Genomic DNA, 12,060 nt, shown 5'->3' with positions numbered 1-12,060 from the left:
CGACGGCGAAATAACGATTCGAAATGGCTATATAACGAGTTCTGCACAGCGGGCGACCCCGGCGCCAAGGCCGGTGGTCGCCCGCCAGCAAGGCGTTACTGGAACGCCTTGTCGTTCGGCTCGGCGAACAACTGCTTCATCTCCGGCGACAGCGCGTAATTCATATTGATGTTGCGCGGCGGAATCGGTTGCAGGAACCACTTGGTGTAGAGCTTCTCGGCACGGCCGCTCTTCTGGATATCGGACACCACGCCGTCCACCAGCTTCTTGAACGACGGATCGTCCTTGCGGAACATGCAGGCGTAGTTCTCGGTCTGCAGCGGCGTACCGGCCACCACCCAGTCGGCGGCGTTCTTGGCCTTGGTGCGCTCGCCGTAGAGCAGCGGTTCATCCATCACGAATGCCGCCGCGCGGCCCGACTCCAGGATCAGGAAGGCCTGGCCGTGGTCCTTGGCGCTGGTCAGGTTCATGTTCATGCCTTCGCCATTCATCTTCACGAGCAGGCGCTCGCCGGTGGTGCCGGCCGTGGTCACCACGTTCTTGCCCTTGAGCTGCGGGAAGTCGGTCACGCCCGAGTCCTTCTTGGTCAGCATGCGGATGCCGTAGATGAACAGGCTGTTCGAGAAGGCCACCTGCTTCTGGCGCTCGGTGTTGTTGGTGGTGCTGCCGCATTCGATGTCGATCGTGCCGTTCTGCACCAGCGGAATGCGGTTCTGCGACGTGATCGGCGTCATCTTGACCTGCAGGTTCGGCATGTTCAGCGTCGACTTCACCTTGTCGACGATCGCCAGCAGGTAATCGTGCGAGTAGCCCATCACCTGGCTGCCATCCGAATACGAGAACGGAATGGACGATTCACGATATCCCAGCGAAATCACACCGCTGTCCTTGATCTTCTTGAGCGTGTCGCCATCGGCGGCGTGGGCGCCGGCGGCGGCACCGGCCAGCACGGCGGCAGCCAGCAGGCGGTGGATGGGGGTCGAACGGACAGACAGTGACTTCATGGTTCGCTCCTTCAAGGGGCTTGGTTTAATAGACTTCAGACTTGAGGCAATCTCACTACCCAACGTACTACTCAACTTCCAGCACAACCCGTGTTGCGTCAGACTGGCCCGAAGGCGTCAGGCCGACGCTGCACTGAAATCTTCGGCGTCGATGGCCGGCGTGCGGCCCGCCAGGCGATCGGCCAGCAGGCCAGCGCTGCCCATCGCGAGCGTGAACCCGAGCGCGCCGTGTCCAAGGTTCAGCCACAGCCCGCGCAGGCGCGATTCGCCGATCATCGGCAGTCCCGTCGGCGTGGCCGGGCGCAAGCCCGCCCAGGGCTGCAGCGCATCGAGATCGGCGCCGTTCATCACGCTGCCAAACACCGATCGCGTCTGCGTCACCAGCGTCTGCGCACGCTCGCGGTCGATGATCGCCCCGCCGCGCACGATATCGGCCATGCCCGCCACGCGCAGCGTATTACCGATGCGCGCATAGACGATCTTGTTGGCGAAGTCCGTCACGCTGATATGCGGCGCCCGCGCGCCATCGGCAATGGGCACTGTGATGCTGTACCCCTTGAGCGGCCACAGCATCGGCCGGATTCCCGTCGGCCTCAGCAACGGCACGCTGCCGATACCGCCGGACACGATCACCACATCGGCGGCGATATCGCCCTGATCGGTGCGCAGACCTGTCACACGATCGCCGCTGCGCACCAGTTCGGTCACCCGCGTGCCGAACTTCAGCGTCACGGCCGGGTTGCCTTGCAACAGATGGGCCAGCGACACGCAGAACAGGTGGCAATCGCCCACTTCCTCACTCGGCGTGTAGATGGCGCCCGCAATCTCCTGACGGATGCCCGCCAGTGCCGGCTCCAGCGCCACGGTTGCGTCGCGGTCCAGCGCCTGCTGCTCGCAACCCAGGCTGGCCTGGTAGTCCAGCAAGCGGCATGCCGAGTCATAGGCGGCCGCGTCACGATGCACCACCAGCTTGCCGCGCCGCGCAAAATCGAATCCGCCCCCCTCCTCGCGCGCCTCGGGCCGGTTCACAAAGGCCTGCATCAGGTCGCGCGAATAAAACGCCAGCCGCAGCAGCTTGCGCGTGGTGGCCTCGCTGGTCGAGGCATTGCACGCCTGCACGAAGGCCATCAGCCAGCGCCACTGGTCCGGGTCCATCGACGGCCGGAAGCGCATCGGCGAATCGCGATCCAGCAGCCAGCCCGGCACCTTCGACAGCACGCCAGGCCCTGCCAGCGGTGCCACATAGCTGTAGCTGAGCTGGCCGCCATTGGCGAAGCTGGTTTCCTCGCCGGGACCATCGTGGCGCTCGACCACCGTTACCTCGTGACCATCATTGGCCAACCGCCACGCGGTAGTCATGCCGACCACCCCGGCACCCACAATCGCTACGCGCATCTGACTTCGCCCTTGCCTTCCCATTTCAAACGATGGGGCAGAGCGTAGAGCACTGCGCATGGCTTGCCCAATGCCAATACGTGCCAGAATATGTCCTGAGGCTATGGGTCCCGCCACCCGGGTCTACCCGTAGTGCAAAGCACCATTTTTCGCACCAAACCGGCTTTTTTCGGGCACCACAACGATGCGCCTGCGTCAGATCGAGGTTTTTCGCGCCGTCATGCTGACCGGCACCGTCAGCGAGGCCGCGCGCCTGCTCCATGTCTCGCAACCCGTGGTCACACGAGTCCTGCAGCATGCCGAGGCGTCGCTGGGCTTCCGGCTGTTCGATCGCCAGCGGGGCCGGCTGCAGCCCACCCCGGAAGCCCAGGCACTGTATGGCGATGTCGAAAGGCTATATGGCGAGATCGAGCGGGTGCGCCGCGTATCCGAGAGCCTGCGCCACAAGGGCGCGGGGCGCCTGCGCGTGGCCGCCACGCCAAGCCTGGCAAACCCGCTGCTGGTGCCCGCCGTGCGCCGCTTCTGCGCGCGGCATCCTGAAACGCAAGTCCAGGTACTGACCCACCACACCAATGAAATCGTGGCGGCATTGCTGGCGAACCAGATCGATGTGGGTTTCGCCTTCTCGCCACCCCGCCACGAGGCGATCTCCAGCGTGCCCGTAGCCACGGGCCGCATGCTGCTGGCAGTCCCGCGTGCGCTGCCGCTGCCTGCCGGTGGCAAACGTGGCGTGGTGCCGATCCGCAAGGTGCTGGAGCGGCCGTTCATTGGCTATGACGACGACAGCTCGCTGGGCCTGCTGGTCCGGCAGACCCTGGCGCGCCATGCGCTGGAGCCGCATTCGACGCTGGAAGTGCAGACATATTCGCTGGCGCTGGCCCTGGTCGATGCCGGGCTTGGGCTGACGCTGCTGGACCAGTACACGGCGCTGAGCGCCAATCCGGCCAATGTGGCGTTGCACGATGTCCAGCCCGAACTGGGCTTCGAGATCCAGATGCTGCGCGCCAGCCATCGCGGCGCGTCGAGCCTGGTCGACGACATGCACGCGCAGTTCGCCGCCGCGGCCGAAGCCCTGGACGCCACGCTCGACCACCGGCTGGAGGCGCCTGCCGCACAGTTCGACGCGACGGTCCGCCAGGCCCCCTGACATTGCACGGACATTGAGCAGACAATTGACAGTTCGCCACGCCGTACACCATCATCAATCCGCCCCGACGGGCGCGTGACCTTCCTATGTTCGTCCTGACCCTTGTCCTTCTGGTGCTGGTGAGCGCGTTCTTCTCGATCTCCGAGATCGCCCTGACCGCGGCCCGGCGCACCAAGCTCCAAGTCCTCTCCGATCGCGGCGACCGCCGCGCCACCAAGGTATTGCTGCTCAAGGAAGAGCCCGGCAATTTCTTCACGGTCGTGCAGATCGGCGTGAACAGCGTGGCGATCCTGGCCGGTATCCTGGGCGAGAAGCACGTTTCCGACCTGCTGTTCGACGCCCTGCTGCCCTGGCTCAGTCCCGACATCGCCCAGCGCGTGGCCAATATCGGATCGTTCCTGGTCGTGACGCTGCTGTTCATCCAGTTTGCCGACCTGATCCCCAAGCGCGTGGCCATGACCTTTCCCGAGACCTGCGCGGTCAACGTGATTGGTCCGATGCTGACGATGCTGCGGCTGTTCAAGCCCGTGGTATGGATCTTCAACGCGGCCGCAGACGCGATGCTGAAGCTGCTGGGCATCCCGACCAAGCCGGTGGACCAGATCACGACCGAGGACATCGCGGCCATGGTCGATGCCGGCGCCGAAGCCGGTGTGCTGCACAAGCACGAGCTGCACCTGATCGAGAACGTGTTCGAACTGGACTCGAAGCCCATCACCGCGATCATGACACCGCGCGACGACGTGGTGTTCCTGACGCTAGACGAGTCGGCCGACAGCGTGCGCCGCAAGCTGGTCAAGCAGCCGCACGCGCAGTACCCGGTCTGCGGCAAGACCATCGACGACGTGCTTGGCTGCATGGATTCCAAGGCGATCCTGCAACTGTTGCTTGCCAACGAGAACGCGTCGGTGCTGGACGATATCGGCAAGCACTACGACAAGAACGTGCTGGTGATCCCGGACACGCTGACGCTGTCCGAGTCGCTGACGCGCTTTCGCGAGATGCACGAGAGCTTTGCCGTGGTGATGAACGAATACGGGCTGGTGGTCGGCATTGTCACGCTGGACGACATCGTCGGCGCGCTGATGGGCGACATCCTCTATTCTGCCGAAGACGAACAGATCGTTCGGCGCGATCCCACGTCATGGCTGGTCGATGGCCTGACGCCGCTGGTGGACCTGAAGAAGGCGCTGGAACTCGATACGCTGCCCGGTGAAGACTACGTCGATACGGCCGCAGGGCTGGTCATCTATTCGCTGAAACGCATCCCGAAGAAGTCGGAATCGATTACCGTGGCGGGCTTCCGCTTCGAAGTGCTGGACATCGACCATCACAAGATCGACCAGTTGCTGGTGTCGCGGCTGGGTGCGCAGCAGGGTCAGGCCAGCGACACCCCCGGCGGCATCTCCTGACCGGCAAGCGTCTCGCGCACGATGCCAAGCAGCCGCTGCGCGCTGGCTGACTGCGCGCGCAGCGGTCGCGTCATCACGCACAGCTCGCGCAGCAGTTCCGGCCCCTGCAGCGGACGGAACAACAGCTCGGGGTATGTATTGCGCTGGTATGCCAGCGCCGGCAGCACCGAGTAATAACCGCCACGCGCGAGCATCGCGAACAGGTAGGCGGTGCTCTCCACTTCATCGTGCTCGCGCGCCAGCTCGGGCCAGTGCATGGCATGACCGCGCAGAAAGCGGCCGATGCCCGTATCGGCACTGAAGCCGACGTACTTGCCGTGCTGCAACGCATCCCAGGTGACGGGCCCCGCCGCCTGCGCCAGCGGCGAATCGCGGTGAAAGACCACGCCGTAGCAATCCTTCACCAGCGGCGTGTAGTCGAGCTCGTCATGCCCGTGGAATCTGCTGTCGATGGCAAAGTCGACCTCGCCTTCCAGCACCAGTTGCTCGGTCTGCTGCGCGGCGGGATTGCGTAGCGAGATCGTGATGCCGGGATACGCGTCCCGAAAGCGCGGCAGGGCGGGCACCAGAAACTGGCCGATCACCGACGATGCCGCGCAGATGCGGATATGCCCGCGTTCGCCCTGTACCACGGCCTGCAGGTCCGATATCGCGCTGTCGACGCCATTCACAGCGCGCTGTGCCCCTGGCAGGAACTGTTCGGCGTGGCTGGTCAGGTGCACGCGCCGTGTGGTGCGGTCGAACATCCGCAAGCCCACGGCTTCCTCGAATTGCTGGATGGTGGCCGTAAGCGCCGATTGCGTCATACAGAGCCGCAACGCCGCCGCCGTGAACGAGCCGGTCTCGGCAACGGCGAGGAAGCTGCGCAGGTGCTTGAGTGTGACGTTGTGGCGCATGGCAGGCGTCTCTGTATTTTTCAGATTTTGCGAATAATGTGGGGAAGAAATTCGTTTGTCCAGGGAAATCCGTGTCCGTAGACTTTCCCTGAGCCGCGAGACTGCAAGCGTGGCCGAACCCACAACAAGCATCATCCTTTTCAGGGAAATCCCCCATGAAGACGCTGACCGGTCTTGCTGCTGCATGTCTCGCCTGCCTTCCCCTGTCTGCGGTTGCCGCACCCGAGGACACCTATCCGGACAAGGCCGTACGCATCGTCGTGCCGTTCGCTGCCGGGGGCTCCACCGACGTCGTTGCGCGCATCCTGGCGGAGAAACTCCAGGAGAAATTCAAGCAGCCTTTCGTGGTGGACAACCGCGCCGGCGCCAGCGGCAATATCGGTGCCGAGCTCGTGGCCAAATCGCCAGCCGACGGCTACACGCTGCTGATGGGCGCCACCGGTGTCCTGTCGATCAACGACCATCTGTACGCCAGGCTCAACTACAACGCGGCCCGCGATTTCGTGCCGGTCAGCTACACCACCGAGAACGCGAATATCCTGGTAGTGGCGCCAGGCCTGCCGGCCACCGATGTTCCCGCGCTGATCCAGATGGCCAGGACCAAGCCGGGCGAACTGAGCTTTGCCTCGTCGGGCCCCGGCAGCTCCACCCATCTCTCGGGCGAGCTGTTCTCGTCGTTGACGGGCGTGAAGCTGATGCATGTGCCGTACAAGGGCAGCTCCGCCGCGCTGACCGATCTGCTGGGCGGCAACGTGACCATGCTGTTCGACAACGCGCCGTCGTCGATCGGCTTCGTACAGCAGGGCAAGCTGCGCGCGCTGGCCGTGACCAGCCGCCAGCGGCTGCCTGGCCTGCCCAATGTGCCGACGCTTGATGAAGCGGGTGTCAAGGGCTACGAATCGCTGTCCTGGAGCGGCGTGGTGGCCCCGGCGGCCACGCCGAAGGGCATCGTGCTCAAGCTCAATCGCGCGATCGACCAGATCCTGAAATCCGACGATGTGAAGGCGCGGCTGGTGCAGCTTGGCGTGGAGCCGGTGGGCGGCACGCCCGAGGACTTCGCGCGCCAGATCAAGACCGAGCACGACAAGTGGGGCAAGGTCATCCAGACCGCCGGCATCAAGCTGAACTGATCGCTCCCATCCCGCCACGCCACGACAACGTTCGCAATGTCCGCCACCATCATGACACCCACCCGCGGCCAGACCATGGCCGAGAAGCTGCTGTCGCGCGCCGCCGGGCATGCCGTCTATGCCGGCGACCTGGCCATCTGCGAGCCCGACATGGCAATGGGTACCGATGGGTCCGTGCCGATGGCGCTTGAGTACTTCCGCGACATGCAGGAAGACAGCGCGTTGTCCGCGCCAGCACGGCCCGACCGCCTGGCCTTCGCACTCGATCACTACGGCGTGGCGTCGGGCGAGCGCGCGATGGCGCTGCAGGCCAAGGCACGTGGTTTCGCACGGCTGTTCGGCATTCATGTATTCGATGTGGCGGAGGGCATCGGCCACCAGTTGCTGCTGGAATCCGGCCGCGTGCTCCCTGGCCAGCTGGCCGTCGGGGCTGATTCGCACGCGGTGTCGTATGGCGCGCTCAACGCCTTCGGCTCGGGCATCGGCTCATCGGACCTGGCCGGCATTTTCCAGTGCGGCCAACTATGGCTGAAGGTGCCAGGATCGATACGAATCCACCTGACCGGCAAGCTGCCGCCTCATGCTTCGGCCAAGGATCTGGCTCTGACCATGGCACGCGCGCTCGGTGCCGGCGGCGCAAACTATATGGCGCTTGAGTTCGATGGGCCCGGCGTGGCATCGCTCGATGTGGACGACCGCATCGTGCTGGCCAACATGTCGGTGGAAATGGGCGCCAAGGCGGGCATCTTCCCGTGCGACATTTACACCCGGGCCTGGCTCTCGGGCCGCACCACCGCGGCCCTGGACCCGGTATCCGCCGATGCCGATGCCGGCTATGCGCAAACGCTGCACTACCACCTCGACGATGTCGTGCCGATGGTGGCCCTGCCCCATCGCGTCGACAACGTCGTGGGCTTCGAAGCGGCACCGGGCACGCGCGTCGACATGGTCTACCTGGGCACCTGCACCGGTGGCCGTACCAAGGACTACCGCGAGGCGCTCGAAGTCCTGCGTGCCAACGGCGGCGTGGCACCGGGCGTGCGGCTGATCGTCACGCCCGCTTCGGCATCGGTGCTTGCCGAACTGGAAGCCACCGGCATGCTTGCCGAGTTCACTGCGATGGGTGCCGAGTTCCAGCCGCCTGGCTGCGGATCGTGCTGCGGAACCTGCGGAACGATACCCGCCGACGGCATGCACGTGGTCTCCACGGCCAATCGCAACTTCAAGGGGCGCATGGGCAATCGACAGGCGCAGATATTTCTCGCGTCGCCACGGGCATGCGCCGCGGCGGCCGCCACCGGCCACCTGACCGATCCTCGCGACGCGGGCCGCTGATCCTGCCGCTGCCCGAGTCGTTCCTCCAGCCTGAAAGCCAGCCGTTCATCATGACCTTGCCTTCCACCGTCATTCCGGGCCGTGCACGCCGCCTGGGGGACGACATCAACACCGACTACATCATCTCGTCGCGCCGCAAGAAAGATACGCTCGACGGCGACGTGCTACGGCACTACCTGCTCGAAGACTACGACCCGGCGTTCGCGGCCACGGTGCGCGATGACGACATCCTGATCGCCGGACACAATTTCGGCTGCGGTTCGGCGATGGAGGTGGCCGTCACCGTGGTGCTGGCCGCCGGCATTCGCGTGGTGGTCGCACGCAGCTTTGCGCGCACCTACTGGCGCAACGCGGTCAACAACGGCCTGCTGCCCGTTACGGCCGACACCGACCTGCTCCACGAAGCCATCCGCGAAGGCGATGCGGTATCCCTGCACCTGTCGGGCGCACGGGCCGAACTGCGCGTCGGCACCCCGCACGAGACGCCGTTGCATGTGATTCCCTGCGAGCCGGTGCCCGACATCGTGCTGACCATCCGCGACATGGGTGGCCTCGTGCCCTACCTGCGCCGTCATCGCCGCCTTGCGCACGCCCACGCGCCGCACTCAGGCGCCGGAACACCAAACTTCTCCTGACCCGGACCGTTCATCATGACCCTGATTGCCGCACGACTGAACCGCATCCAACCTTCGCCCAGCTCGATGGCCGGCCAGCGCGCACGCGAACTGCGCGCGGCGGGCCGCGACATCATCGGATTGACCTCGGGAGAGCCCGATTTCGATACGCCCGCCAACGTCTGCGAAGCCGCCACGCGCGCCATGGCCCGGTCCCAGACCAAGTACACCGATGTGGGTGGCACGCCCGAACTGCGCGCGGCCATCGCCGACAAGTTCCGGCGCGACAACCAGCTGGACTACGCGCCAAACGAACTGATCGTGGGCACCGGCGGCAAGCAGATCATCTTCAACGCCTTTCTCTGCACGATCGAGGCGGGTGACGAGGTCATCGTGCCCGCGCCATACTGGGTGTCGTATCCCGACATCGTGCTGCTGGCCGAGGGCACGCCCGTGATCGTGCCGTGCCAGCCCGGCAACGGCTTCAAGCTTGCACCGGAAGACCTGGAGCGCGCGATTACGCCGCGCACACGCTGGCTGGTGCTCAATGCGCCGAACAACCCCAGCGGCGCCACGTATTCGCGCGCGGAACTGCAGGCGCTGGCCGATGTGCTGCTGCGCCATCCCCACGTCTGGGTGATGACGGACGACATCTACGAACACATCCTCTACGACGGCCGCGAATTCGCCACCATCGCGCAGGTGGAACCGGCGCTGAAGGACCGCACGCTGACCATCAACGGCGTCTCGAAAGCCTATGCGATGACCGGCTGGCGAATCGGCTATGGCGGTGCGCCGGCCGCGCTGGTCAAGGCGATGGTCAAGCTGCAGTCGCAGTGCACGTCCAACCCGTCGTCGATCAGCCAGGCAGCAGCGCTGGAGGCGCTGACCGGCCCGCAGGACTTCATTGCCGAACGCACACGCGTGTTCCAGTCGCGCCGCGATGCCGTCGTGGCCGCGCTGAATCGCATCGAAGGCGTGACCTGCCACCTGCCCGAAGGCGCGTTCTATGCCTACCCGTCGTGCGCCAGCCTGATCGGCAGCAAGACGCCCGACGGCAAGGTGATCGAAACCGACGAGGACTTCGTGCTCTACCTGCTGGACGCCCAGAATCTGGCCGTTCTCCAGGGCGGCGCCTATGGCACGTCGCCGTTCTTCCGCATCTCGTTCGCGACGTCAATGGACAGGCTCGAGGCCGGCCTGGCGCGTCTACGCGCCGCGTGCGAGGCGCTGCGCTGAGCCGATCCGGAAACCAAACAGACAAGGATTCACAGATGACTGCTACCCCCTCCGAACGCCAGGCTGTGCAGTGGCCGGCCGGCTATCGCATCGAACCCCGCGCGGCGGGCCCTTCGGCCGCACTGGTTGCCGCCTTCCGCGAAATCCCGGTGGCCGCGATCAGCGACGCCATCGGCCGCAGTATCGGCACGATGGGCCTGCACCGCTACCATGGCCGCCTCACCGAAGTACTGTGCGGTCCGGCCGTGACGGTACGCGTCCGGCCCGGCGACAACCTGATGATCCACAAGGCGCTGATGATGGTCGAGCCCGGTGACGTGCTCGTCATCGACGGCAGTGCCGATGTCACGCAAGCACTGATCGGCGGCCTGATGCGCACTACCTGCGTGGCCAAACGGCTAGGCGGACTGGTGATTGACGGCGCGATCCGCGATCTCGTCGAATGGGCGGAAGACGGCATGCCGGTCTTTGCGCGTGGCCACACGCATCGCGGCCCCAGCAAGGAAGGTCCGGGAGAGATCAATGTGCCGATTGCCTGTGCAGGCATGGCCGTGCTGCCCGGCGACCTGATTGTCGGCGACGCCGATGGCGTGGTGGCGATCCCGGCAGCCGAAGCCGAAACCGTACTGGCACGCGCCCGCGCCGGCCTGGAACGTGAAGCGCGTGTACGGGAGACCAACCGGCTGGGCACGGCGGATCCCGAACGGTTCGACGCGGTGCTGCGCGCAAAGGGACTGCCGGTCTGACGATCGCCGATCGCCGATCGGCATTCAGGTTGTGTGAAGGCATACGTTCCCCGGCTCCAGCATCGGGGGCCGTCGCTCAGGCGCTCAGCACTGGCCTTGCAGTTGCTGCTCGCGCAGTCTTTGGTACTGGTCGCTGGCCTGCTCGATCGATTGACGCGTGTGGCGCTGCTGCATGTCGGTTTCCAGCGCGCGCATCTGGTCGGCAATTGCGCCGCACATCAACGCCTGCGAGGCGGGCTGCCGTTGCGCAGCCGCCTGGTCGGCCTGGGCGGTCCTGGCCTGGTCCGCAGCCCGGGTCTCCGCGCCACTGTCGAAGATCGACTGCTCCTGCTGGCGCACCGAGTCATCCTTGCCGATCGTGGAGAAATTGCCACCCATCGTACTGGTGACGTTGGCAAAACCGGCCGGGCAGGTCGCCGACTCGGTATAGAGCGTGCTGGTGCCCTTCTGGCATTTGGTCGTGGCAAGCGCCTCGCCGCCGGCAAGGGCGGCCAGCGTGGCGATGACCATCACGGAAAGTCCCCGGACTGCGCGCATGTCGTTACCCCTCCTTGTTGTTTGCACGCAAGGTAACACGGCAGATTCGAACGCACAAAAACAAAACCGACGCCTGTTTTCACAGTACGTCGGCTTGAGTTTTACTACGCTATTTTTGTCTGCCGGTGGTCGAATCAATCGGCAGCTTCTTGTTTTGGCGGAGAGGGTCCATTTCGAACCTCTCACAGAGACTGCTTAACGCAGCATCAGCGAGCCATGCCGACGCTTCCGTTCATGGCGTTAAGCGGCCAACGAAAACCCGCGCGTACTCGTGCGATCGCTTCGACCAGTCGCGTGCGCTGCGAATCGTCTTTGATCTGTTCGAGCGTTGCGACAGTCGATGCGACGAATGGGTCATCACCAGTCATCGTGGCTAGTTGAATCGCATGCTCTGGGCTTACGTGGTTGCGCTTCTTCCATGCGCTGATTGCCGCTTCGGTGACGCCGAGTCGTGCGGCAACTTCCTTTTGCTTATTGCCTTGTAGCGCTCGATAGAGAAAATCAATAGAGCGTAGCATTCGTTGCTCCTTTACACCGTGTTGAGTTGCGATTATCTTTACACCGTGTTGAGTTGACACGCCGTTAAGTCAACACCAAGTGTAGGG

The 12,060-nt window shown here is 64.7% G+C and carries 12 protein-coding genes; 7 read left to right on the top strand and 5 right to left on the bottom strand.

Annotated elements, in window-relative coordinates; translation table 11 throughout:
* Positions 1 to 95: 95 nt before the first annotated feature.
* Positions 96 to 1,004: a glutamate/aspartate ABC transporter substrate-binding protein gene (locus tag ACOABP_RS12685; RefSeq protein WP_066739239.1), complete on the bottom strand. Its 909-nt coding sequence runs from the start codon at positions 1,002 to 1,004 to the stop codon at positions 96 to 98.
* 117 nt (positions 1,005 to 1,121) lie between these two features.
* On the bottom strand, positions 1,122 to 2,399 hold the full coding sequence (locus ACOABP_RS12680) for a D-amino acid dehydrogenase (protein ID WP_474225390.1): 1,278 nt from the start codon (positions 2,397 to 2,399) through the stop codon (positions 1,122 to 1,124).
* Positions 2,400 to 2,583: 184 nt separating this feature from the next.
* On the opposite strand from ACOABP_RS12680, the gene ACOABP_RS12675 reads away from it, so the two are divergent.
* Entirely contained in the window at positions 2,584 to 3,546 is a 963-nt protein-coding gene (locus tag ACOABP_RS12675) for a LysR substrate-binding domain-containing protein (RefSeq protein ID WP_474225388.1), read from the top strand.
* Positions 3,547 to 3,632: 86 nt separating this feature from the next.
* The gene (paeA, locus tag ACOABP_RS12670; RefSeq protein ID WP_474225387.1) at positions 3,633 to 4,958 is read left to right on the top strand and encodes a polyamine export protein PaeA; all 1,326 of its coding nucleotides are present in this window, start codon (positions 3,633 to 3,635) and stop codon (positions 4,956 to 4,958) included.
* Here the strand turns inward: paeA and ACOABP_RS12665 are convergent.
* Complete coding sequence (locus ACOABP_RS12665) at positions 4,925 to 5,854, bottom strand: LysR family transcriptional regulator (RefSeq protein ID WP_474225386.1); 930 nt, start codon at positions 5,852 to 5,854, stop codon at positions 4,925 to 4,927. The genes paeA and ACOABP_RS12665 overlap by 34 nt on opposite strands.
* Before the next feature lie 155 nt (positions 5,855 to 6,009).
* Between ACOABP_RS12665 and ACOABP_RS12660 the strand changes: the two genes are divergently transcribed.
* Genes ACOABP_RS12660 through ACOABP_RS12640 form a run of 5 tightly spaced genes read left to right on the top strand, consistent with a single transcriptional unit; the run spans position 6,010 to position 10,918 of the window.
* On the top strand, positions 6,010 to 6,984 hold the full coding sequence (locus ACOABP_RS12660; RefSeq protein WP_474225385.1) for a Bug family tripartite tricarboxylate transporter substrate binding protein: 975 nt from the start codon (positions 6,010 to 6,012) through the stop codon (positions 6,982 to 6,984).
* A 36-nt stretch (positions 6,985 to 7,020) separates the two neighbouring features.
* Positions 7,021 to 8,319 (top strand): 3-isopropylmalate dehydratase large subunit, encoded by a 1,299-nt coding sequence (locus ACOABP_RS12655; RefSeq protein ID WP_474225384.1) that lies wholly within the window; start codon positions 7,021 to 7,023, stop codon positions 8,317 to 8,319.
* A 50-nt stretch (positions 8,320 to 8,369) separates the two neighbouring features.
* Positions 8,370 to 8,954, top strand: a complete 585-nt coding sequence (locus tag ACOABP_RS12650) for a LeuD/DmdB family oxidoreductase small subunit (protein ID WP_474225382.1) — start codon at positions 8,370 to 8,372, stop codon at positions 8,952 to 8,954.
* A 15-nt stretch (positions 8,955 to 8,969) separates the two neighbouring features.
* The gene (locus tag ACOABP_RS12645; protein ID WP_474225381.1) at positions 8,970 to 10,172 is read left to right on the top strand and encodes an aspartate transaminase; all 1,203 of its coding nucleotides are present in this window, start codon (positions 8,970 to 8,972) and stop codon (positions 10,170 to 10,172) included.
* A gap of 35 nt (positions 10,173 to 10,207) precedes the next feature.
* A complete protein-coding gene (locus ACOABP_RS12640) occupies positions 10,208 to 10,918 on the top strand; it encodes an RraA family protein (RefSeq protein WP_474225380.1) in 711 nt (236 codons plus the stop codon).
* An 84-nt stretch (positions 10,919 to 11,002) separates the two neighbouring features.
* On the opposite strand, the gene ACOABP_RS12635 is transcribed toward ACOABP_RS12640, so the two are convergent.
* Entirely contained in the window at positions 11,003 to 11,455 is a 453-nt protein-coding gene (locus tag ACOABP_RS12635; RefSeq protein WP_474225378.1) for a hypothetical protein, read from the bottom strand.
* A gap of 206 nt (positions 11,456 to 11,661) precedes the next feature.
* Positions 11,662 to 11,973 (bottom strand): helix-turn-helix domain-containing protein, encoded by a 312-nt coding sequence (locus ACOABP_RS12630; protein WP_474225377.1) that lies wholly within the window; start codon positions 11,971 to 11,973, stop codon positions 11,662 to 11,664.
* Between the last annotated feature and the right edge of the window lie 87 nt (positions 11,974 to 12,060).

Source organism: Cupriavidus sp. HE11 (assembly GCF_056097175.1).
The sequence above is the reverse complement of the archived record's forward strand: the minus strand, read 5'-3'. Positions and strand labels throughout refer to the sequence as shown.

What these genes read in the sequence shown, in the direction of transcription:
- ACOABP_RS12685 (WP_066739239.1), bottom strand. Translation starts at nt 1,004, where the DNA reads ATGAAGTCACTGTCTGTCCGTTCGACCCCCATCCACCGCCTGCTGGCT.
- ACOABP_RS12680 (WP_474225390.1), bottom strand. Translation starts at nt 2,399, where the DNA reads ATGCGCGTAGCGATTGTGGGTGCCGGGGTGGTCGGCATGACTACCGCG.
- ACOABP_RS12675 (WP_474225388.1), top strand. Translation starts at nt 2,584, where the DNA reads ATGCGCCTGCGTCAGATCGAGGTTTTTCGCGCCGTCATGCTGACCGGC.
- paeA (WP_474225387.1), top strand. Translation starts at nt 3,633, where the DNA reads ATGTTCGTCCTGACCCTTGTCCTTCTGGTGCTGGTGAGCGCGTTCTTC.
- ACOABP_RS12665 (WP_474225386.1), bottom strand. Translation starts at nt 5,854, where the DNA reads ATGCGCCACAACGTCACACTCAAGCACCTGCGCAGCTTCCTCGCCGTT.
- ACOABP_RS12660 (WP_474225385.1), top strand. Translation starts at nt 6,010, where the DNA reads ATGAAGACGCTGACCGGTCTTGCTGCTGCATGTCTCGCCTGCCTTCCC.
- ACOABP_RS12655 (WP_474225384.1), top strand. Translation starts at nt 7,021, where the DNA reads ATGTCCGCCACCATCATGACACCCACCCGCGGCCAGACCATGGCCGAG.
- ACOABP_RS12650 (WP_474225382.1), top strand. Translation starts at nt 8,370, where the DNA reads ATGACCTTGCCTTCCACCGTCATTCCGGGCCGTGCACGCCGCCTGGGG.
- ACOABP_RS12645 (WP_474225381.1), top strand. Translation starts at nt 8,970, where the DNA reads ATGACCCTGATTGCCGCACGACTGAACCGCATCCAACCTTCGCCCAGC.
- ACOABP_RS12640 (WP_474225380.1), top strand. Translation starts at nt 10,208, where the DNA reads ATGACTGCTACCCCCTCCGAACGCCAGGCTGTGCAGTGGCCGGCCGGC.
- ACOABP_RS12635 (WP_474225378.1), bottom strand. Translation starts at nt 11,455, where the DNA reads ATGCGCGCAGTCCGGGGACTTTCCGTGATGGTCATCGCCACGCTGGCC.
- ACOABP_RS12630 (WP_474225377.1), bottom strand. Translation starts at nt 11,973, where the DNA reads ATGCTACGCTCTATTGATTTTCTCTATCGAGCGCTACAAGGCAATAAG.